The 19,666-nt window shown below is 73.6% G+C and carries 16 protein-coding genes and 1 pseudogene; 11 read left to right on the top strand and 6 right to left on the bottom strand.

The features are described 5' to 3' along the window. Positions 1-91 precede the first annotated feature (91 nt). On the top strand, positions 92-496 hold the full coding sequence (locus tag IO40_RS0131055; protein ID WP_016471464.1) for a tautomerase family protein: 405 nt from the start codon (positions 92-94) through the stop codon (positions 494-496). Here the strand turns inward: IO40_RS0131055 and IO40_RS0131050 are convergent. From IO40_RS0131050 to IO40_RS38120, 3 genes are all read right to left on the bottom strand, one after another. Next, entirely contained in the window at positions 489-1,931 is a 1,443-nt protein-coding gene (locus tag IO40_RS0131050; protein WP_016471463.1) for a lanthionine synthetase C family protein, read from the bottom strand. The genes IO40_RS0131055 and IO40_RS0131050 overlap by 8 nt on opposite strands. Then, the gene (locus IO40_RS0131045; protein ID WP_051719328.1) at positions 1,928-5,134 is read right to left on the bottom strand and encodes a lantibiotic dehydratase; all 3,207 of its coding nucleotides are present in this window, start codon (positions 5,132-5,134) and stop codon (positions 1,928-1,930) included. Before IO40_RS0131045 ends, IO40_RS0131050 begins: the two co-directional genes overlap by 4 nt. Positions 5,135-5,271: 137 nt before the next feature. Next, entirely contained in the window at positions 5,272-5,436 is a 165-nt protein-coding gene (locus IO40_RS38120) for a hypothetical protein (RefSeq protein ID WP_016471461.1), read from the bottom strand. Positions 5,437-5,628: 192 nt separating this feature from the next. Here IO40_RS38120 and IO40_RS0131035 point away from each other — a divergent pair, with 192 nt between their 5' ends. The 7 genes from IO40_RS0131035 (at position 5,629) to IO40_RS0131005 (ending at position 13,348) form a co-directional block, all read left to right on the top strand. Next, entirely contained in the window at positions 5,629-6,093 is a 465-nt protein-coding gene (locus IO40_RS0131035; RefSeq protein ID WP_016471460.1) for a hypothetical protein, read from the top strand. A 257-nt stretch (positions 6,094-6,350) separates the two neighbouring features. After that, positions 6,351-7,469 (top strand): ROK family transcriptional regulator, encoded by a 1,119-nt coding sequence (locus tag IO40_RS0131030; protein ID WP_174500711.1) that lies wholly within the window; start codon positions 6,351-6,353, stop codon positions 7,467-7,469. A gap of 201 nt (positions 7,470-7,670) precedes the next feature. Beyond that, positions 7,671-9,005: an ABC transporter substrate-binding protein gene (locus IO40_RS0131025; protein ID WP_016471458.1), complete on the top strand. Its 1,335-nt coding sequence runs from the start codon at positions 7,671-7,673 to the stop codon at positions 9,003-9,005. 11 nt (positions 9,006-9,016) lie between these two features. Continuing rightward, positions 9,017-10,012: a carbohydrate ABC transporter permease gene (locus tag IO40_RS0131020; RefSeq protein ID WP_031176572.1), complete on the top strand. Its 996-nt coding sequence runs from the start codon at positions 9,017-9,019 to the stop codon at positions 10,010-10,012. A 3-nt stretch (positions 10,013-10,015) separates the two neighbouring features. Then, positions 10,016-10,954: a carbohydrate ABC transporter permease gene (locus IO40_RS0131015; protein ID WP_031176571.1), complete on the top strand. Its 939-nt coding sequence runs from the start codon at positions 10,016-10,018 to the stop codon at positions 10,952-10,954. Between the two features lie 7 nt (positions 10,955-10,961). Next, entirely contained in the window at positions 10,962-12,227 is a 1,266-nt protein-coding gene (locus IO40_RS0131010) for a 6-phospho-beta-glucosidase (protein WP_031176570.1), read from the top strand. Then, positions 12,218-13,348 (top strand): N-acetylglucosamine kinase, encoded by a 1,131-nt coding sequence (locus IO40_RS0131005; RefSeq protein WP_031176569.1) that lies wholly within the window; start codon positions 12,218-12,220, stop codon positions 13,346-13,348. The genes IO40_RS0131010 and IO40_RS0131005 overlap by 10 nt, the downstream gene beginning before the upstream one ends. A 105-nt stretch (positions 13,349-13,453) precedes the next feature. Here IO40_RS0131005 and IO40_RS34355 read toward each other — a convergent pair. Continuing rightward, positions 13,454-14,312, bottom strand: a pseudogene (locus IO40_RS34355) (maleylpyruvate isomerase family mycothiol-dependent enzyme). A 71-nt stretch (positions 14,313-14,383) separates the two neighbouring features. Further along, the gene (locus IO40_RS0130995; RefSeq protein WP_030405678.1) at positions 14,384-15,154 is read right to left on the bottom strand and encodes a GNAT family N-acetyltransferase; all 771 of its coding nucleotides are present in this window, start codon (positions 15,152-15,154) and stop codon (positions 14,384-14,386) included. A gap of 334 nt (positions 15,155-15,488) precedes the next feature. Here IO40_RS0130995 and IO40_RS0130990 point away from each other — a divergent pair, with 334 nt between their 5' ends. Then, positions 15,489-16,004 carry a DUF6083 domain-containing protein gene (locus tag IO40_RS0130990; RefSeq protein ID WP_051719327.1) on the top strand — a complete coding sequence of 172 codons (516 nt, stop codon included), beginning with the start codon at positions 15,489-15,491 and terminating at the stop codon, positions 16,002-16,004. A gap of 161 nt (positions 16,005-16,165) precedes the next feature. On the opposite strand, the gene IO40_RS0130985 is transcribed toward IO40_RS0130990, so the two are convergent. After that, positions 16,166-17,677, bottom strand: a complete 1,512-nt coding sequence (locus IO40_RS0130985) for a hypothetical protein (protein ID WP_031176567.1) — start codon at positions 17,675-17,677, stop codon at positions 16,166-16,168. A gap of 554 nt (positions 17,678-18,231) precedes the next feature. Between IO40_RS0130985 and IO40_RS34350 the strand changes: the two genes are divergently transcribed. Both IO40_RS34350 and IO40_RS0130975 read left to right on the top strand, forming a co-directional pair. Beyond that, complete coding sequence (locus tag IO40_RS34350) at positions 18,232-18,729, top strand: hypothetical protein (RefSeq protein ID WP_016471449.1); 498 nt, start codon at positions 18,232-18,234, stop codon at positions 18,727-18,729. Between the two features lie 124 nt (positions 18,730-18,853). After that, positions 18,854-19,498, top strand: a complete 645-nt coding sequence (locus IO40_RS0130975) for a DUF5134 domain-containing protein (RefSeq protein WP_016471448.1) — start codon at positions 18,854-18,856, stop codon at positions 19,496-19,498. Positions 19,499-19,666: the final 168 nt, after the last annotated feature.

Genomic DNA, 19,666 nt, shown 5'->3' with positions numbered 1-19,666 from the left:
CGCGCCTCGGACGGCGGGGTCGCGCGCTGCGGTGCGGCCGAATGCCGGTACTGTACCTACTGGTATGTACAGACCAGGGGAGGCAACCGCCATGCCGTTCGTCCGTATCGACGCCTACCGGACCGACAGCGACCGGCTCGACGCGCTCGGCCGCGCCGTGCACGACGCGCTGGTCGAGACGCTCGCCGTCCCGCCGGAGGACCACTTCCAGGTCCTCACCGGCCACGACGGCACCCACTCCGGCCTGCGCTGGGGCGACTATCTGGGCATCCGGCGCGACGAGGGCATCGTCTTCGTCGCCATCACGATGCGCGCCGGGCGCACACCCGGACGCAAGCAGGCCCTCTACCGGCGGATCGCCGAACTGGCCCACGCCTACGCGGGCACCGAGCCGCGGAACGTGTTCGTCACGGTGACCGAGAACACCTCGGCCGACTGGTCGCTGGGCGAGGGGGTGGCGCAGTACCTCTCCTCGCCCGGGGCGAGCGTCAGTTGAGCAGCAGCAGCGTGTCCCAGCCACTGGCCGGGGCCCGGCCGGCGGCGTAGGAGTGCAGGGCGAGAGCGATCCCCGCGGCGCCGTCCAGGAAACCCGGCATGTCCAGGTGCAGCCGGGCGGCGGGCTGGTGGTAGCGGTACCCGAAGGGTGCGGCGGGGGTGAAGCCGCCGAGCAGCCGTGCGGCCATCTCGTCCGCCGCGGGGCCGAACCCGGCCTCGGGATGGTCCAGCTCGAACAGCGTCAGCAGGTGCAGCATCCCGGACCAGCCGTGGCACAGGGCGTGATCCTGGATGCCCCATGTGCCGGCGGGTCTGCGCAGCATGGCCCGCACCGCGTCCAGCCCCGCGCGGGTCCAGGCGGGCCGGTCCAGGGCGCGGCCGGCCATGCCGAGTGCGCGGGCGGTACCGGCGGCGCCGTAGCACCACGACGGCCGGGCGGGCAGCGGTGTGCCGTGGCCGTCGCGGTCGGCGTAGTACCGCAGCGGCAGATACGGGGTCCAGTACGGTCCGGCCTCATCGTGTTCGCGCCAGGCCAGCAGCCATTCGGCCATGGCCGTGATCGCCTCGGCCTGGCCCGGTACCCGCACCTCCTCCTCCCAGGCCAGCGAGAGCAGCCCCAGCGGGCCCGGTATGCCGTGCGCGAGGCCGAAGTTGACCTGGCCGTCGGCGAACTCCTCCGCGACTCGCGTGCGCGAGGTCGCCCCGTACCACCAGCCGGGCACCTGAACCCCCCGCACCCGCAGCGGTGCGTGCAGGGACACCAGGGAGGCGACCGCCGTACGCAGCGCGGTCCGCTTGTCCTCCCTCTCCTCGGCCGGGCCCGCGTCCCGCCGGTGCAGCAGATAGCGGGCGACGCCGCTCAGCCCGCTGAGCACGTCCACCACGGCGGGGTACGTGGGCTCACCCGCCTGGCGGGTGGCGGAGTGCAGGGCTGCCAGCCGGTGCGCGTAGGCGGCCATCCGGGCGTCGGTGCGGCGCAGCAGCGAGGTGTAGCCGCCCTCCCCCGCCGCCACCCGTACCGCCGAGGCCAGCGCCCCGACCCCGGCGAACGCCCCGTGGACCGGCTGCCGCGCTGTGGCGGCGGCGGTCAGCTCCAGATAGCGGTGTGCCGTCCTGCGGTGCGGCTCCGGATCGTGGCCCGCGCCGGGTCCCGTTCCGGTGACGGACGCACCGAGTTCGGCGTACAGCAGCGCCAGTGCGGGGTGGCCCCGGTTGAGGGAGCCCGCCTCCCACAGCGGTGACCGGGTGCCGCCGGCCTCCGCGTGGCTGCCCTGCGCCACGGTGGCGGCCACCACCGCGTCCGGGTCCCGCAGCCGCGCGGCGAGTTCGGTGACGGCCTCGGCGGCTGCCCGGCGCAGTGCCGTTCGCTCCGGGCCGGGAGCACGGCCGGCGGCTGCGACCGCGGCGGGGCCCTGTCCTGCGGGATCGGTGCTCACGTATGCCTCGCCCTCCCCTCGAAAGCGCGCACCATGCTGCGCAGGATGCCGAAGGCATGCCGTTCGGCCGCCGGGTCGAGACCGAGCAGGCGGTTGGCGTGCATGTGGAGGATTCCGGCGACGGCGGCCCCCCGCTCGGCGGACGGGCCCTGTGTGCCGATGCCGAGGGCCCGCCCGTAGTCCCTTGCGGCCCTCGCCAGCCCGGCGCGTTCGGCGGACAGGGCGTCGTCCGCACCGCCTTGCCGGCCGGCCAGCCGTACGGCGGCCCTGCGCCGGGCCGCGGGCACCTCGTGCTCCGCCTCCGGCGGGCATGCCGTGCGCACCCATGTCCACCAGTCCCAGTCGCCGAGCGCGTCGAGCAGCGCGGCGTGGTCGAGGGCGGCCAGCGTCTCGAGCGGTACCGGCGGACCGCCGTCGCCGTGTGCGCGGGCCGCCAGCTGCGCGGCCACCAGGCGGCTGTCGGCGTGGAAGAGCCGTTCGGCCCAGGGCAGGGCCGCGCTCCCGCCGTAACGTTCCGTCTCCGGCTCGTAGGTGTCGAGCACCAGTTTGCGCAAGCGTCCCTCCGCCATGGCGGCCTGTGCCCACTCGTGCAGGGCCGTCAGCACGCGTCCCCGCAGCGCGTCCGGCGCACCGTGCAGACGCAGCCGCAGATGGGGTGCGGGGTCGAGGTACCGGAGGAAGAACCAGCGGTCCACGTCCGTGCCGGCCCGCTCCAGCAGCGGGGGCAGATCCCGGACGAGCAGGGTGTCGAGCCGGTCGCGGGCCGCGTACAGCTTGGCGTACAGCCACTCGCCGCCGGGCGCGTGCCGCACCCGGGCGGTGGCCGGGGCGGGGGTGCGGGGAGCGGCCGGCCGGGGCCGGACGGGCAGCAGGGGGACGACGACCTCGGTGACGTGTCCGGCCGACCAGCCGAGCAGCTCGGGGTCCGACAGCGGCGACTCCTGCACCAGCGGCGCATGACGCCCCCTCAACTGGCCGCGCAGCACCTCCTGGTGCGCCGGTGCGGTCACGTCCAGGTCCAGATGGTGGTCGAGGACGCTGACCCGCAGCACGCGGGGCACATGGCAGCGGGACCGCCACTGTTCGAGGGCGCGCACCCATTCCTTGCCGTCGAGCGAGGGATCACGCAGTGCGGGCGGCGGGCGCCAGCGTGCGGGTGCCAGGATCGTGCGGCCGTACCGCACCCGGGGCAGGCAGGGCAGCGCCTCCAGCCGGCTCCACTGCCAGGGCGCCCAGGGCCGCAGCCCGCTGGTGCCGATCCCGGCGAGGAACCGGGCCAGGTTGGGGGCCTCGGTGACGATGTTCAGCATGCTGGGGCGCAGGATGGTCACCTCGCGCCCGGTGGCGGCCTGGACGAGGAAGAGCCGCTCCCCGTCGGCGGCGACGGCGAGCTCGTCCAGGGCGACGATGTCGGCGGGGCCCGCCTCGGGGTCGGGGAAACAGCCGGCGAAGACCGCGTGTCCGGTGAGGCGGGGCACCCGGGCGACGTTGGCGGACCGGGCGTGGCGCGGCTGGAAGAACAGCTGGACGGGCAGCGGGGGTTCGGGGCCGGTGCCGCCGTCGCCCGGCGCCTGACGGTGCAGGTCCGTCAGTTCCGCCTCCAGTCCGAGGGCGGCGGCGAAACGGCCGGCCATGGCGCCCGCGCTGTAGGAACCGTTGGAGACCAGCAGCCGGAAGTCGCCCTCCGCGAGCGCGGCGACCGACCGGGCGAGCGGCTGGACGCACAGGTCCAGCGTGCCCGGCGGCAGTGCCGCGCCCGCTTCCCGGGGTGCGAGCCGGTCGATCAGCGACTGGTCCAGCACGAGTTCGGCGCCGGGGCCCGAGACCAGCACCTCGTGCAGGGCCTCGCCCAGTGCTTCGTCCCGCGCTGCCGGGTAGGGCGTCGCGGGTGCGCTGTCGCCGCCGCGGTCACCGGCCGGCACCCGGTATCCGGCCGGGGCCCCCAGTCCGCGGTGGGCGTCGAGCACCTCGCGTACGGGCACGGGCCGCTCGGTGCCGTACCGGTCGAGGAACGCGCGGTGGTACTCGGTCAGCTGCGGGTACTGTCCGTCGGCCGGGGCGAGCCGCCACAGCACGCCGGCGGCCCGCGCCACCTCGTCGCGCACCGTCCCCGGCAGCCGGACGTCGCTGTCCGTGCGCAGGTCCACGTGCACGGGCGGCCGGGTGCCGGTGGGTGCGCCGCCCGTGGCGAGTGTGTACACCTCGCGCATCGTGTCCAGCGCCGCGTGCCATGCGGTCCGGCCGGCGCCGGGCGCGGCTGCGGAGTAGGCGGCGAGCCGTTCCTCGACGCGGCGCAGTCCCCTGGCCAGCGGTGAGGGCTCTTCGCCGCACGAACCGGCCCGCAGCAGCCGCCTGTTGACGTAGAAGAGCTGGTCGGGGTGGTCCTGGCGGGCACGTACGTCGGTGAGCAGCACCTCGCGGTCGATCAGCCCGGTCAGCAGGCGGTCGACGTCCTCGGCCCGCGCCTGGGGGAACCGGGCGCGCAGGGCCGCGCGCAGCTCGGCGAACGGCAAGGGCTGCCGGGCGGCCTCGACGGCCGCCTCGACGACGGGCCCGTTGCCGATCGTCATCTCGTGCGGCACCGGCTGCTCGGCGGGGGTGTCCCGCCCGGCGCGCACATACGGGAGGACGAGCCGGTCGCCCCGCCGGAAGCACAGGTTGTTGGTGACGACGAGCAGCCCGTCGCGCAGTGCCGGATCGTGGTGCAGCCGGGCGACGATGTCGTCCAGCCAGGCCGCGTCGGGGCGTGCGTGTCTGCGGTGCGCGGTGCCGATCCGCACGGCCGGCCGGTCGCCGAAGCGGGCGGTGCCCACGCCGGCCAGCAGTCCGAAGGGGGTGGGGCGTGAGGTCATGCGCACCACGTAGCGGGTGACGGCGAGGGCGGCCCGGCGCAGTCTGGCCGCGGGTACCGCGACGCCCGCTTCCAGCTTGGTGAGGGTGCCGGCCAGGGAGGCGCTGGAGGCGTCGAGGGCCTCCCGGACCACGGGGTCGGCGGCCACGTCCGTCACGTAGGAGGCCAGGTGTCCGGCGCTCTCGGGGCCGCCTGCCGGGGAGGGCGGGCCGCCCGGTTCCTGTCCGGTGGTCAGCGTGCGCGCCAGGCTCGGGTGGGTGCGCGGCAGCGCGGCCATCCGTACGACGCCGAAATCCGCCGCCCGGAAGACGTCCCGCGACTCCTCGTCCGGCGGCGTCCGCCCCGTTCCCACACCTGCCCCCTCGTCCGGCCCGGCCGCGGGCCGCCGCCCACCTCCGGCCCGGGCCGTGCGGTGGGCAGCGGTCGTTCAGCGGTCGTTCAGCTGTCGTTCGGTCGTCGCTCAGTGGTGCGTCGCAGCGGCTGGGAGTCTCAGCAGCACGGCACGCACATGGCGACGCCGAGGCCGTAGGTGTTGACGGTGGTCGGGGTCAGGGCGGCGTTCTCGTCGAGCTCCCGGGCGGCTTCGGGGTTCACCGTCTCCCGCTCGGTGGACTCCACGAGTTCGACGTCGAGATCGAACAGGGTGCTGGGCATATCGGACCTCCGTTGTGACGTGCACGAACGATGCGCCCTCATTGATGAAGACACGTCACGTTAAAGTGGGTGACTGCCCCGGAGCAATGGTCGGTGAGTGGGAAGAATCGTCCGCTGGGGCGGAAGTGAGCGCGGCTGCACGTGCGTTGCACGCGCCCGGGCGTCCGGTGCCCCGCTCCCTATGCTGCGGCAATGGACTGGTCCACCCTCGCGAGCACGGCGACCGGCGGTCTGATCGGCGTCGTCTCCACCCTCACCGCCGAATGGGTCCGATCCCGGCGCGACCGTGCGAGCGCCGACCACGCCGACCGGCGCCGACTGTACGGCGAGTACCTCGCCGCCCTCTCCCGCACCCGCTCCCAACTGCGCGCCACGGCCCGCGACACCGAGGCCCCGGCCGGCGACCGGTCGGCGCGCGCGTTGAGCGCCTTCCACGACGGCGGCGCCTACGAGCTGCGCTACCAGGTGGCCGTCACGGCACCGGACGACGTTGTCGAAGCATCGACCGCCGCCTTCCGGACCCTGCGCGACATGCGCGACCTGCTCCAGGCCGGAGCCGTGCGCACCGACCCGGCCTATGCGCGGCTGCGGGACCGCTGGGAGGACGCCTTCGCCGAGCTGCGGGCACGGATGCGCCGTGATCTGGGCCGCGAGTGAGCGCTCGGGCGTCCCCTGGAGAGAACCGGCGCGAGGTGTTCGTCAGGTCACGGCTCGGTTGCGGCCGTCGTCGGCCATTGACGTGGCCGTCACCGGAGTTCTAGGTTCCCGCCATCGATAGGAAAGTTTCCTAACGAACCCGCCACCCGTGCACCGTCGCCCGGGTGGCCCGGACGGACAGGGGCACCACCGTGGCCACACACGCCGACCCCGGCGGGATATCCGGCACTCCGGGCACCCCCCGCGTGCTGCGCGCGATGAACGACCGCGCCGCACTCGACCTGCTGGTGTCCCACGGGCCGCTCACCCGCACCCGCATCAGTGAACTGACCGGCCTGTCCAAGCCGACCGCCTCCCAACTACTGGGCAGGCTCGCGGAGATGGGCCTGGTACGCACCCGCAGCAAGGAGCGCGGCAAACCGGGCCCCAACGCGCTGCTGTACGAAATCGAACCGTCGGCGGCCCATGTGGCGGCCCTGTCGGCCGATCCGCACGGCATCTCCGCGGTCGTCGCCGACATCACCGGCGCCGTCGTGGGGCGGGCCCGCGTCGAGGCGGACTCCGTGGCCGACGACGTACGGCACCGCACCGCGCAACTGGTCAAGGAAGCCGTGGACACCGCGCTGTCCGCGGCCGGGCTGGGCCCGCGGGACCCGCACACCACCGTCATCGGCACCCCCGGCGCCCTCGACCCCCGCACCGGGGAGCTGCGCTACGCCCCGCACCTGCCCGGCTGGCACTCGCGCACGCTCCGCGCCGAGCTGGCCGAGGTCCTGGGCACGCCCGTGACGATCGAGAACGACGTCAACCTCGCCGCCATGGCCGAACAGCACGAGGGCGCCGCCCAGGACCACGACGACTTCGCCCTCGTGTGGGTGGACGACGGCACCGGCGCCGCGATCGTCGTGGACGGCATCCTGCTGCGCGGGGCGACGGGCGGCGCCGGCGAGATCGGCTACATGCCGCTGCCCGGCGCCCCGCTGGCCCGCGGCGGCCCCGGCGAGTACGCCACCGAGCACGCGGGCGGCGGGTTCCAGAGCCTGGTGTCCGTCCCCGCCGTGCGCGCCCTGGCGGGCGGCGCCCCGCTCGCCGACGCCCTGGCCGATGCCGAGGTCCGCGCCGAGACGGCCCGCCGGCTGGCGTCCGGCATCGCCGCGGTGGTCGCCGTGGTCGATCCGCAGCTCGTCGTCCTGTCGGGCGCCGTACCGCAGACGGGCGGCGAGGAGCTGCGCGCCCTGGTGGAGGCCGAGCTGACCGGGCTGGCACTGCCGCGCCCGCTGCTGCGGCTGAGCGACGTGGAAGGCGACCCCATTCTGAGCGGCGCCCTGCTGTCGGCCCTGGCGCAGGCCCGCGACGACGTCTTCGACACCGCCTGAACGACTTTTTCCCCGCATGCCCGCCGACGGCCTCCGCACCTCGCGGCGGCCCTCCTCGGCGGCGCCGGGGCAACCGGGTTGATCGCCCGGAAGGCCCCGGCCGGCCGTCACCGGCCCGCCCGGCGGGGCTTCGCCCCGCCCCTCCCCTGCCCCTTTGCTCCCCCTTCTTCCGTTCTCCCTGCCCCCCGTGAAGGAGTCACCATGCCGCCTCCGCGACTGCGCGCCTGGTCGGCCGTGCTGCTCGCCGTCGGACTGCTGCTGACCGGCTGCGCCAACCCGAGCGTCGGCAGCGCCGACGACGATCCCGAAGCCCCCGTCACCCTGCGGTTCTGGCACGGCTGGTCGGAGCCCGGCGAGGTGAAGGCCATCGACGAGAGCATCAAACGCTTCGAGGAGCAGCACCCCAACATCCACGTGGACACGACCGGGAACGTCAACGACGCGACGGTCAACCAGGCCCTGCGGGCGGGCGGCGACAAGGCGCCCGACGTGGTGTCGTCGTTCACGACCAACAACGTGGGCCAGTACTGCGACTCGGGGATGTGGGCCGACCTCGACCCGTTCCTGAAGAAGAGCGGCATCGACAAGCGGAAGCTGTTCCCGAGCACCCTGCTGGACTACACGCAGTACAAGGGCACCCAGTGCGCCCTGCCGCTGCTGGCCGACGCCTTCGGGCTCTACTACAACAAGGACGCCTTCGCCGAGGCCGGCATCAGGCGTCCGCCGCGCACGATGTCGGAGTTCGTCGAGGCGGCGGCCAAGCTCACCGAGCGCGACGGCAACCGCGTCGAGCGGGCCGGTTTCATGCCGAACTTCCGGCTGTACCAGAACAGTCCGGACCGGATGTTCGCCCAGTGGGGCCCCCGCTACTTCGACGCGCACGGCAAGGCCCGGCTGGCCGAGGAACCCCGCACCCGGCAGTTCTTCCGCACGATGAAGAAGCTGTCCGACGCGCAGGGCGGCTACGCGGCCCTGGAGCGGCTGCGGCAGAGCTTCGGCGACGAGATGTCCAAGCAGAGCGGTTTCATGACCGGGAAGCTGGCGATGCACCTCGACGGCGAGTGGCGCGGTCTGATGCTCAAGGAGAACAAGCCGGACTTCGACTGGGGCGTGGCACCGCTGCCGGTCCCCGACGACCAGGCCGACACCTACGGGCGCGGCTATCTGACCGGGACGGTCGCCGGGATCGCGCACAGCAGCAAGCACCAGAACGCGGCCTGGGAGCTGCTGAAGTTCCTCACCACGGACACCGGCCAGGTGGTGTCGTTCGCCAACGCGATCCACAACGTGCCCTCCACCAAGCCGGCCCTCGCCTCGCCGAAGCTGGACGCGGACCCCGAGTTCCGCACGTTCCTGCGGATCGCGAAGAACCCGCACAGCCAGGCGCTGCCCCCTTCGACGACCGGCGGCATGTACGTGACGGCGTTCCAGGACTTCGCCTACTCGGTGGAGTCGGGGAAGTCCGGTGATCTGACGGCGGGGCTGCGCGAACTCGACCGGCAGATCGACGCCGACACCCTCCAGGCCCAGAACTAGGAGCCCCGGCCATGGCACTCTCCCTCTCAGGCGCCGGTGCCCGCACCGGCGACCGGACCCCGCGCGGCGGGGACGCGCTGCTGCGCCGCAAGAAGACGCGGGACAGGCTGCGCACCCTCGGCTTCCTGTCGCCCTGGCTCGTGGGGTTCTCGGTCTTCTTCGGCTACCCGCTGATCGCGACCGTCTACTTCTCCTTCATGCACTACAACCAGATCAAGGAGCCCGAGTTCGTGGGGCTGCGGAACTGGTCGTACGTGTTCACGCAGATGCCGCTCTTCGGGCCGGCGCTGTGGAACACACTGTGGCTCGTCGTGGTGATGGTGGCGCTGCGGGTGGTCTTCGGCATCGGCATCGGGCTGCTGGTGACCAAGCTGAAAAGCGGCGTCGGCTTCTTCCGCACCGCCTTCTACGTCCCCTATCTGGCACCGCCGGTGGCGGCCACCGTGGCGTTCGTCTTCCTGCTCAACCCGGCGACCGGCCCGGTCAACGAGGTGCTGGCCGCGATCGGTATCGACGGTCCGAACTGGTTCAACGACCCCGCCTGGTCCAAGCCGTCACTGGTGATGCTGTCGCTGTGGGGCATCGGGGACCTGATGGTCATCTTCATGGCCGCCCTGCTGGACGTGCCCAAGGAGCAGTACGAGGCGGCCGAACTGGACGGCGCCGGGCCCTGGGCCAGGTTCCGCTACGTCACCTGGCCGAACATCACGCCGATCGTGATGTTCGCGGTGGTGACCGGCGTGGTGCAGACGATGCAGTACTACACACAGGCACTGGTGGCCGGCAAGCTCGCCTCCGGCGTCACCATCGGCCCGGGCACGGTCATCCAGCCCGGCTACCCCGACCACTCGACGATCACCGTGCCGCAGCTCGTCTACCAGCTGGGCTTCCAGAACTTCAACACCGGTGCGGCGTGCGTGCTCTCCCTCGTGCTGTTCGCGATAGCGATGGCCGTCACCATCCTGCTCATGCGCCGCAAGAGCGGCCTGCTGTCGGCGGAGGACTGACCGATGACGACCCCGACGACCTCGACGGCGACCCTGCCGTCGCCCGGCGCCCGGCCGGTGGGCGGCGCCGCCCGCAGAGCCTCCCACAACTCCCCCGCGGCCGGCCGCAGAGCCCGGCGCACCCGGGTCCTGCACTGGATCGCCGTGCACTCGGTGGCCCTCGCCCTGGCCCTGGCGTTCGTCCTGCCGTTCGTCTTCGTCTTCCTCACCTCGGTGATGAGCGACAGCCAGGCCATGAGCGGCGAGTTGTGGCCCGCCTCCTGGCACTGGGAGAACTACGCGAAGGTCTTCCACACCCCCGGGTTCCTGGAGTGGTGGCGCAACTCGCTGATGTACGCGCTGCTGGGCACGCTGTTCACGGTGTGCTCGTCCATCCCGGTGGCCTACGCGCTGGCCAAGTTCCGCTTCCGGGGGCGGCGGACGGCGATGCTGCTGGTCATCTCCACGATGATGCTGCCGCCGCAGGTGATCGTCATGCCGATGTACCTGGTGTGGGCGCAGCAGTTCCATCTGTCGGGCTCGCTGTGGCCGCTGATCATCCCGATGGCGTTCGGTGACGCCTACTCCATCTTCCTGCTGCGCCAGTTCCTGCTGACGATCCCCAAGGAGTACATGGAGTCGGCCCGGGTGGACGGCTGCGGTGAACTGCGCACTCTGCTGCGGATCATCGTGCCGATGGCCAAGCCGGGCATCGCCGCCGTCGCCCTCTTCCAGTTCTTCTACTGCTGGAACGACTACTTCGGCCCGCAGATCTACGCGGCGCAGAACCCCGGCGCGTGGACGCTCAGTTACGGCCTCGAATCGTTCAAGTCCGCGCACAGCGTGGACTGGAACCTGACGATGGCGGCCACATTGTTGATCATGGCACCGGTCATCATCGTCTTCTTCTTCGCACAGAAAGCCTTCGTCGAAGGCGTCACCCTCACCGGAGTAAAGGGCTGAACGACACATGAAGCTCGCAGTGGTCGGCGGAGGCTCGACCTACACCCCCGAACTCATCGACGGCTTCGCACGCCTGCGGGACGTGCTGCCCATCGACGAACTCGTCCTCGTCGACCCGGCCACGGACCGGCTGGAACTCGTCGGCGGCCTGGCCCGGCGGATCTTCGCCCGCCAGGGCCACCCCGGCGCCGTCACCACCACCTCCGACCTGGACGCCGGCGTGGACGGCGCGGACGCCGTGCTGCTCCAGCTGCGCGTGGGCGGCCAGGCGGCCCGCAACCAGGACGAGACCTGGCCGCTGGAGTGCGGCTGCGTCGGCCAGGAGACCACCGGCGCCGGCGGCCTGGCCAAGGCGCTGCGCACCGTCCCGGTCGTCCTCGACATCGCCGAACGGGTCCGGCGCAGCAACCCGGACGCCTGGATCATCGACTTCACCAACCCGGTCGGCATCGTCACCCGCGCCCTGCTGACCGCCGGGCACAAAGCCGTCGGCCTGTGCAACGTCGCCATCGGCTTCCAGCGCAAGTTCGCCAAGCTGCTGGACGTCACCCCCGCCGAGGTACACCTCGACCACGTCGGGCTCAACCACCTCACCTGGGAGACGGGCGTACGCCTGGGCGGCCCCGAGGGCACCGACGTGCTGCCCCGGCTGCTGAGCGAGCACGGCGACGCCGTGGCCGAGGACCTGCGGCTGCCGCGCACCCTGGTCGACCGGCTCGGCGTCGTCCCCTCGTACTACCTGCGCTACTACTACACGCACGACGCGGTGGTACGCGACCAGCGGGAGAAGCCCACACGGGCCGCCGAGGTCGCCGCACTGGAGAAGCAGCTGCTGGAGATGTACGCCGACCCGGCACTGGACACCAAGCCCGAGCTGCTCGCCCGCCGCGGCGGCGCCTACTACTCCGAGGCCGCCGTAGACCTGGCCGCCTCCCTGCTGCGCGAGGGCGGAAGCGCCCACCAGGCCGTCAACACCTTCAACGACGGCACCCTGCCCTTCCTCCCCGACGACGCGGTGATCGAGACCCAGGCCCGCATCGACCGCAACGGTGCCCACCCGCTGGCGGTGCCCGCGCTCGACCCCCAGTTCACCGGACTGATCGCCCACGTCACCGCCTACGAGGACCTTGCCCTGCAGGCCGCGCTGCACGGCGGGCGCGACCGCGTCTTCAAGGCGCTGCTCGCCCACCCCCTCGTCGGCCAGATCGAGTACGCCGAGCAGCTGACCGACCAGCTCCTCGCGCACAACAAGGAGCACCTGGCGTGGGCCTGAGCGAACAGCCGTCCGGCGGCGCGGCGGCGCACCCGTCCGCCGCCGGGCACGCCCCGGCCGTCCTGGCCATCGACGCGGGCAACAGCAAGACGGACGTGGCACTGCTGACCGCCGACGGCGAGGTGCTGGCCACCGCACGCGGCGGCGGCTTCCGCCCGTCGGCCGCCGGTGTCCCGGCAGCCGTCGACGTCCTGGCCGAAGCCGTCGGCCGGGCCCGCGCCGCGGCCGGCGGCCAGGCCCCGGCCGCCCCGGTACGGCAGGTGATGGCCTGTCTGGCCAACGCGGACCTGCCCGTCGAGGAGGAACAACTGGCCGCCGCCCTGACCGAACGCGGCTGGGGCGGCCAGGTCACCGTGCACAACGACACCTTCGCCGTGCTGCGCGCCGGAATCGCCGCGCAGGAAGGCGATGCAGCCCCGAGCGGCGTCGCGGTCGTGTGCGGCGCGGGCATCAACTGCGTCGGCATGCTGCCCGACGGCCGGACCGCCCGCTTTCCCGCCCTCGGGCGGCTGTCCGGCGACTGGGGCGGCGGAGGCGGGCTGGCCGACGAGGCGCTCTGGCACGCGGCACGCGCCGAGGACGGCCGGGGCGAGCCGACGCTGCTGCGCACCGCGCTGCCCGCGCACTTCGGGCTGGAGACGATGTACGCCCTGATCGAGGCGATGCATCTGGGCCGGATCCCCTACGCGCGGCGGCTGGAGCTGACCCCGGTGCTGTTCACCGTGGCCGCCCAGGACGACCCCGTCGCCGCCTCGCTCGTGGCGCGCATGGCGGAAGAGGTCGTCACCATGGCCGTGGTGGCGCTGCGCCGCCTCGACCTGCTCGACGCGCAGGTGCCCGTCCTGCTGGGCGGCGGCATCCTCGCCGCCGGGCACCCGCTGCTGAACGACCGCATCGTGGACCTCCTCGCCGAACGGGCACCCCGCGCCGTCCCCCGGGTGGTACGGGCCCGCCCGGTCCTGGGCGCCGCCCTGCTCGGCCTGGACGCGCTGGGCGCCCCGGTGGCCGCCCATGCGAGAGCCCGCCGCCACTTCGAGCCGCAGCCCGACGCCGGCCCCTCCGCGGGCGCCGGCACGCCCGCCCCGGCGGCGGCACCGGGGGGCGGGCCGGGCACGCTCTGAGAGCCGCACCCTGCCGCCGGCCGGCCCCCGCAACCGTGTGGGGGCCGGCACCGGGTGCGGCGGCGAAGCCCCTCACCCACCGTCCCGGGGCCCTTCGCGGGCCGCTCAGTGGATGACGGACACGATCCGGCAGACGGCGTCGGCCAGCGACCGCTCACCGTCGGTACGGGCACGAGCCCGTGCGGTGTCCGGCTGGATGCCCCGGGTGCACAGACGCCAGGCGGTCTCCGCGTCGAGACGGACGGTCGCGGCCGGGCGGCCGGCGTCCGCCTCGGCCAGGGACCAGCGGCCCCCGGCCGCGGTGACGGTCCACGCGCCGCCGGCCGGGCCGTCGATCCGTACCCGCACCTGCGTACCGGCAGGTGCGTCGATGTCCCGCAGGGTGTGGGGCAGAGCCCGCATGAAGGTGTCCAGCACCACGGACAGCAGCCGCGGATCGGGGTCGGTGCCCTGGCCGGTGGCGTGCCGGATCTGCTGACGGTGGGTCCAGAACTCGGTCAGGTCGCGAGCACTGTCCAGCCACATCGGCGCCGGATCGGCGCCGGCCCAGGACACGCCGAGCGAGGGGGGCGGCGGGGTCGGCCGTCTCGAAGAAGCGGGCCACCTGGGGGCCGATCAGCTCCAGGGTGTCGACGAGTGCGGCCGGACTGATGCGGCGGCAGGCCGCCACCCACTCCTGGTTGCTGCGGTGGATGAACGCCTCCAGCGTCTCGCCCGGGGCGAAGGCGGGGCCCTCGTCGTGGCCGTCGCGGTCGCGGGCGAGGCGCCCGTAGAAGTCGCCGAGCAGGTGCGCGGCCACATCGCGCACGGTCCAGCCGGGCACCGCCTCCCTGCGCCAGTCGGCTGGTGCCAGAGCGCGCAGCGTCGCCGTCAGCGCGGTCTGCTCGGGGGCGAAGAGGGGGCGAGCGTCGATCGGGGCGCCGAGCCAGGAGTGGCCCGGCGGGTCGGTGAGCCGGGAGTTCATCGGTACAGCCTGCCAACCGGGCGGGCGGAGGGCCACCGCATATCCGTACCGTACGGCCGGGCCGGTACGGGTCAGTTCCGCAGGGTGAAAAAGCCCATCGGCGAGTTCGGCACGAAACCGATGCGCGGGTACACCGGTGCTCCGGCGGCGGTCGCGTGCAAGGTGGCCCGGGCCAGGCCGGTGGCGCGACCGCCCTCGTGGAGCGCTTTGCGGGTCACCGCCTCGCCGTAGCCCCGGCGCTCCGCGCCCGGTTCCGTGGCGACGAGGAGGACGAAGAGGCGGCCCTGGGCCTCCACGGTCGCGGCGCACGTCACCGGTGTGCCGTCGCGCAGGCCCAGGTAGGCGTGCACCCGCTCCTTCCACAACCGCGAACCGAGGAGCCCGTCCCGGCCGTCTTCCAGGTCGAAGCCGTAGGCGCGCGCGTTGATGTCCGCGTAGGCGCGCAGCAGTTCATCGCTCGTCGCACGCACGAACGTCAGTTCGGGATGTGTCGGCTCCGGGAGCGGCAGCAGGTCCCCGGCCATGCCCGTGCCGGGGAAGGCGTACCGCAGCCCCGCTCGTTCCGCCGCGGGCCCCAGGGCCGCGCGTCCGCTCTCGTCGAGGAGCCCCTCGAACACCCACAGGAAACCGGGTCGTTCCTTGTCCCGCATGATCCCGGCGGCCTGCCGCAGCCGTTCCCCGACGAGCTGCGCGCCCGCGCCCACATCGGTCAATGTCACGCAGTTCCAGAACGGGAACCGGCAATCGGCCCACCGTACGGCGATCCCGGGAAGGTCCCGGACATCCGCCCCGGCATCCCGGTCCAGCACCATCTGCCGCCACACCACGGCGAGCTGCTCCATCGACTCGACGGACTCCGCAAGCCCCACTGCCCTACCCCCCACGCAACGCCCCGACCGGTCCGGTGCCTGACGCCGCCAGCGTATGCCCCGGCCCCGCCGCGCGTGAGGGGAAGACGCCATCTCCCGGGGCCCGTCCCGTCGCCGGGTGAACCGGCGGTGACGCCGGTGCGGCCGGCCCAAGAAGCCCCGGCCCACGGCGGGACGGCATCAACGGGACCAGGAACACCGCTCCGCCTCACCGGTACGCAACCCGCCTCACCGCGCCCGCCGTACGCTCCCGGTGCGACCGGCACGCGCCCTGCCAGCACCGACACCGGCGCCGCACCCTGCCCCCATGGGCGACCCCCTCCGCTGCCGCGCATGCCGACGTCCCGATCCCACCACCGTCGACCACGACATCCCCTTCGGGCCGCAGTGCGCACGCTGCTGGGCCGGCGCCGAGATCCGCTGCGCCAACCGGCAGGCCCTGGACGAGTACGCCGCCGCGCCGCCCCCGCCCGCCGAACCGCGCTGCCGGCACTGCGAAACGCTCCAGGACCGGTACGAGACCGGCTACGACCGGTGGGTGCTCCTCGAACCCGGCACGGCCGTCCCCTGGCACCTCATCCCCTTGGGGCACCGCTGGACCCTCGCCGGTGACGGCAAAGCCGTCAACCTCGGCACCCGGCGGCTGCCCGGGGGCGTCCGCTGCCGCTTCCCGCACGCCCTCGTCTGCCCCTGTGACGAGCAACCCGAGGTCCTGCGGCCCTTCTTCACCGCCTTGTGGGAGGAGGACGAACACCGCTACCGGAGTCACCGCCCACCCGGCATCGACGACTTCCCCGGCACCGACCCCCCTGCGTACGGCTGAAGCCCTCCCCGCCTCCGCCGGGCAGGACGTTGCCCCGGGCGCTCCCTCAGGGGCGCAGGAGCGGGGACGCCAGCCCGTGGGCGCGTCCGTGCGGACCGTCCGCGGTCCGGCCGGGCCGCCGGAGCGGTGGGCGGCCGGGGTGGAGGCCGGATGCCGTCGGGCTACTGCTCGACGCCGCCCAGCAGGCGCTCCGCGCGTTCCTCCAGGATGCGGAGCGCCCCGGGCTGGCGGCCCGGTACGCGGCGGCGCAGCACGACGAGTTCGGGCGCCAGATCGCGGGCCGTCTCCTCGTCGTCGAGGCGCTGCCACTGGTGGTGGGCACGGTCGACCGCGCCCTCCACCTCCGGTGCGTTCTCGGCCTCGCCACGCTCCAGCCGGCCGCGGGCGACCCACATCCACAGCTCGCAGCTGCGGGCCGCGTCACCGGCCAGCCGGGCCAGGTCCGCACGGACCTCCACCCAGTGCAGCACGCCCTCCGAACCGGGACCCTCCGTCTGTTCCGCGACGTTCTCCCAGGAGAGGGCGATGGCCTCTGCCTCGTCGTGACGGCCTGCCCGGGCGGCGGCCATGATCGCCTCGTGCGGGTCCTGGCCGCTTCGGCCGGCCGGCTCCCGGTCCGCCGGCGGGGGCGCGGCCGGCTCGGCGGCGTGTGCGGCGTCCGCCTCCGCGGCACCGGCGCTCTGCGCCCCGTCGGTATAGGCGGTGTTGGGCTGGGGAGGGGTGGCCGCCTGCGGCGGGGGCACCGCGCCGTTCACGGGCTCCGGCACGGCGGCGGGACCGCCCATGGCGGGGTGCCCGTTGTGGGGCGTCCAGGGAGGCTGGTCGGCGCGGGAGTGCTGTTCCCAGCCCGGGTGCGGGAGGGGGCCGGGACCGGGGGGCAGGGCGGTGGCCTCGCGCAGGGACGGCTGCCCGCCGGGGACGCCGGGTCCGGGCGCCGTCGTCAAAGTCACCGGAGCCGTCGGTGTCACGAAGACCGCCTCGGGATTCTCGCCGACGCTGGCGGTGGCGGCCCTCTCGTGCAGTTCGGCGAACGATATCCGGCCCCCGGCCCGCCACAGCCGCACGCACTCCAGGAGATAGGCGGGTGCCACGGGTTCGGCGGCGGCACCGCCCCGCAGCCGCCGCCATCTGGACTCGCGCCCCTGCCGCACCACCCGTCCGAAGACGCCGACTCCCGGCACCTCCGGCAGCCCGCCCGTACGGACCGCCTCCCACGCTCCGGCCTCGGCGGCGACGTCCAGCAGCACGGTGGTGCTGCCGTGCGGGCGGACGGCCAGCTCTCCTGTCAGCCACTCCCACGGCAGCCCGCTGTAGCGGACGGCCGCCGAGCCCTGTCCGGGCGCTCCCAGCCCGATGTGCAGTCCGCCCTTGCGGGGGTCCTTGCGCAGCTCTCCCACGAGCAGGACCAGGAGCCGTCCGGACACCCCGGCGGTGAGCCGGACGCGGCCCAGCACGACCTGCGGGTCGACGGGGCCGACCAGTTCGACGACCCCGACACCTCCGGCGTGCGGTGCGGCTGCGCCGCCGTCGAAGGCTCCGGCGAGGATCCCGCTCCAGGACACCCCGCCCAGGCCGGCCACGACGACGCCCACGTCCATGAGACCGCCGCCGACGCCCGCCACCACCAGCACGCCGTCGCCCGCGGCCTCGGAGCCCACACCCGGTACCGACACCAAAACCCCCCACACACCAAAAACAACGAAACATCGGACAGTTCCCAGCCACGGCTCCGGTGAGTGGCGGGGCCCCGGCCTTGCCGGCAGCGACCTCCAACCCTCCGGCGGCGGAGTCCAATTCAACACGACCGCGTGCGGCTCGGCGATCCGGATGGCATCGTCGCGCCCGACGGCGGGGCCGTCGAAAGCTGTTCGGACGAGGCCCCGGTTCGCCACCCCCTCGGGTGAAATCTGCAAGGAGGACCCTTTCGGGGCCCTCATCGGCGGCTCTGGCGACGGGCGCCGAACGAGCGAACAGATGCGAACTCACAACGATCGAAAATGGCCGCACTCCAAGGTTTTCGAAACACACACGAAGAATTTCCGTCATTCTTTACGCCCACCAGTTCGATCAGCTACCGAAGATCGCCCGTGGCGTCCGCCGCGTGCAATTGCCGATGAAAATGCACGTGCGCGACACGCATGGCGTGAGCCCCGTCGCTGCCTGTAGCTTCCGGCCAGAGGGGCCGCGACGGAGGGGATGGGAGGGGAAGAGAACGTTGAGCGTTCGGATGCCCTTGCCGCGCGAAGAACACTGCTCCGCGGAAGGTCAGGAACACCGCTGTGCGGACTCCGCCACAGCGGAATCCGGGCTGCGGCACGACAGCCCGGACCGGGAAAGCGACCTGCCCGTCGAGTTCGCCGCGTTCTGCGCGCTCTACCGCGGCCGGTATCTCCAGTACGCGAACAGCCGGCTGTCCGATCCCCGTACGGCCGACATCGCCGTGCACCTGGCGCTGACGGAGCTGGCGCAGCAGTGGCAGGAGGCGTTGCGCAGCCCGCACACCAACGCCTACGCCTGGCGGCTGCTCAATCGCCACATCAGCATCCACGCGTGTTCCACGGACGGGACCGTGCCGGAGGACGGGGGCGGACCGGGCGGGCGCACCGGGATGTCCCTGCTGACCGACCACACCAACGAGACCCGCATCCTCCACCAGGACCTCGGTATGCCGTTCGACGAGGCGACCGAACTGATGGGGCACGCCTCTCCGAGGCCGCCCCGCTAGACCGCCGACGAGGGGCTGCCCGACGGGGGTGGGCAGCCCCTCACGGTGCTCCCCCGGTGCGTCCGTGCGCTCCCCGTGTGACGGGCCGGTACGGGCAGTCTCCCCGGGAGCGAGGGGGTGGACGATGCACGGCTCTGCCACGGTCGGATGGCTGGTGGCCGCGCTCTGCGCGGTGACGGGTGTGTGGTGCGTACTGCGGGCACGCGGCGGATCTCCAAGGCAGCGTGCGGACGCGGGCGCCGAGGCCACGATGGGCTTCGGGATGGCGGCGATGGCGGTTCCCGCCCTGTGGGACGGGGAGCCGGTTCCGGCCGTGGTGCCGGCCTGGTGTTCCGTCGTCTTCTTCGGCGGGCTGCTGGTGCGGGAGTCGGCCGCGGCCGTCCGCGACCGCGGTGCGCCGGGCGCCCGGCACGGACACGCTCACCATGTGATCGGCGCGGCGGCGATGGTGTACATGGCACTGGCGATGGCGGCGGGCGGCGCGGGCGCGGCCGGGGCGCACCACGGGCAGCACGGCGGGGTGCCGTGGGTGACGGCCGCCCTGCTCGGCTACTTCGCGGGCTACGTGCTGTGGGCCGGCACCCGGCTGATGCCGTCCGCGGCGGCCGGGGCCGGGACGGCGGGAGGCGTCACGGCCGGCCCCGGTCATGGCGGACCGGGCGCCCTGGGGGCACCGGTGACCGCTCTCCTGGCCCGGCAGTCCGGCGTGGTGGCGGGGTGCCGGCTGGCCATGGCGGCGGGCATGTTCGCCATGCTGCTGGGCGTGTGAAACCGAGCTGCTGGGGATGTGACACCGAACCGCCGGGCGCACAGCGGGCGCACACCATCGGCTGTGGCGATTGGGGCCCGAGTGACTGCCGTGAGTGCGAGCAAACCCCTCCGCGCCGTGATGCGCGTCACTTCTGTCCCACTGGGCGTATCACTGTCTCGTAACGGC

This window comes from Streptomyces albus subsp. albus, assembly GCF_000725885.1.
In the GTDB taxonomy this organism is placed as follows: Bacteria; Actinomycetota; Actinomycetes; order Streptomycetales; family Streptomycetaceae; genus Streptomyces; species Streptomyces albus.
The sequence above is the reverse complement of the archived record's forward strand: the minus strand, read 5'-3'. Positions and strand labels throughout refer to the sequence as shown.

Excerpts from the sequence above, each read along its gene's own strand:
- IO40_RS0130990 (WP_051719327.1), top strand. The coding sequence starts at position 15,489 with ATGGGCGACCCCCTCCGCTGCCGCGCATGCCGACGTCCCGATCCCACC.
- IO40_RS0130995 (WP_030405678.1), bottom strand. The coding sequence starts at position 15,154 with ATGGAGCAGCTCGCCGTGGTGTGGCGGCAGATGGTGCTGGACCGGGAT.
- IO40_RS34350 (WP_016471449.1), top strand. The coding sequence starts at position 18,232 with ATGCCCTTGCCGCGCGAAGAACACTGCTCCGCGGAAGGTCAGGAACAC.
- IO40_RS0131015 (WP_031176571.1), top strand. The coding sequence starts at position 10,016 with ATGACGACCCCGACGACCTCGACGGCGACCCTGCCGTCGCCCGGCGCC.
- IO40_RS0131035 (WP_016471460.1), top strand. The coding sequence starts at position 5,629 with ATGGACTGGTCCACCCTCGCGAGCACGGCGACCGGCGGTCTGATCGGC.
- IO40_RS0131055 (WP_016471464.1), top strand. The coding sequence starts at position 92 with ATGCCGTTCGTCCGTATCGACGCCTACCGGACCGACAGCGACCGGCTC.
- IO40_RS38120 (WP_016471461.1), bottom strand. The coding sequence starts at position 5,436 with ATGCCCAGCACCCTGTTCGATCTCGACGTCGAACTCGTGGAGTCCACC.
- IO40_RS0131025 (WP_016471458.1), top strand. The coding sequence starts at position 7,671 with ATGCCGCCTCCGCGACTGCGCGCCTGGTCGGCCGTGCTGCTCGCCGTC.
- IO40_RS0131010 (WP_031176570.1), top strand. The coding sequence starts at position 10,962 with ATGAAGCTCGCAGTGGTCGGCGGAGGCTCGACCTACACCCCCGAACTC.
- IO40_RS0131020 (WP_031176572.1), top strand. The coding sequence starts at position 9,017 with ATGGCACTCTCCCTCTCAGGCGCCGGTGCCCGCACCGGCGACCGGACC.
- IO40_RS0131030 (WP_174500711.1), top strand. The coding sequence starts at position 6,351 with ATGAACGACCGCGCCGCACTCGACCTGCTGGTGTCCCACGGGCCGCTC.
- IO40_RS0130975 (WP_016471448.1), top strand. The coding sequence starts at position 18,854 with ATGCACGGCTCTGCCACGGTCGGATGGCTGGTGGCCGCGCTCTGCGCG.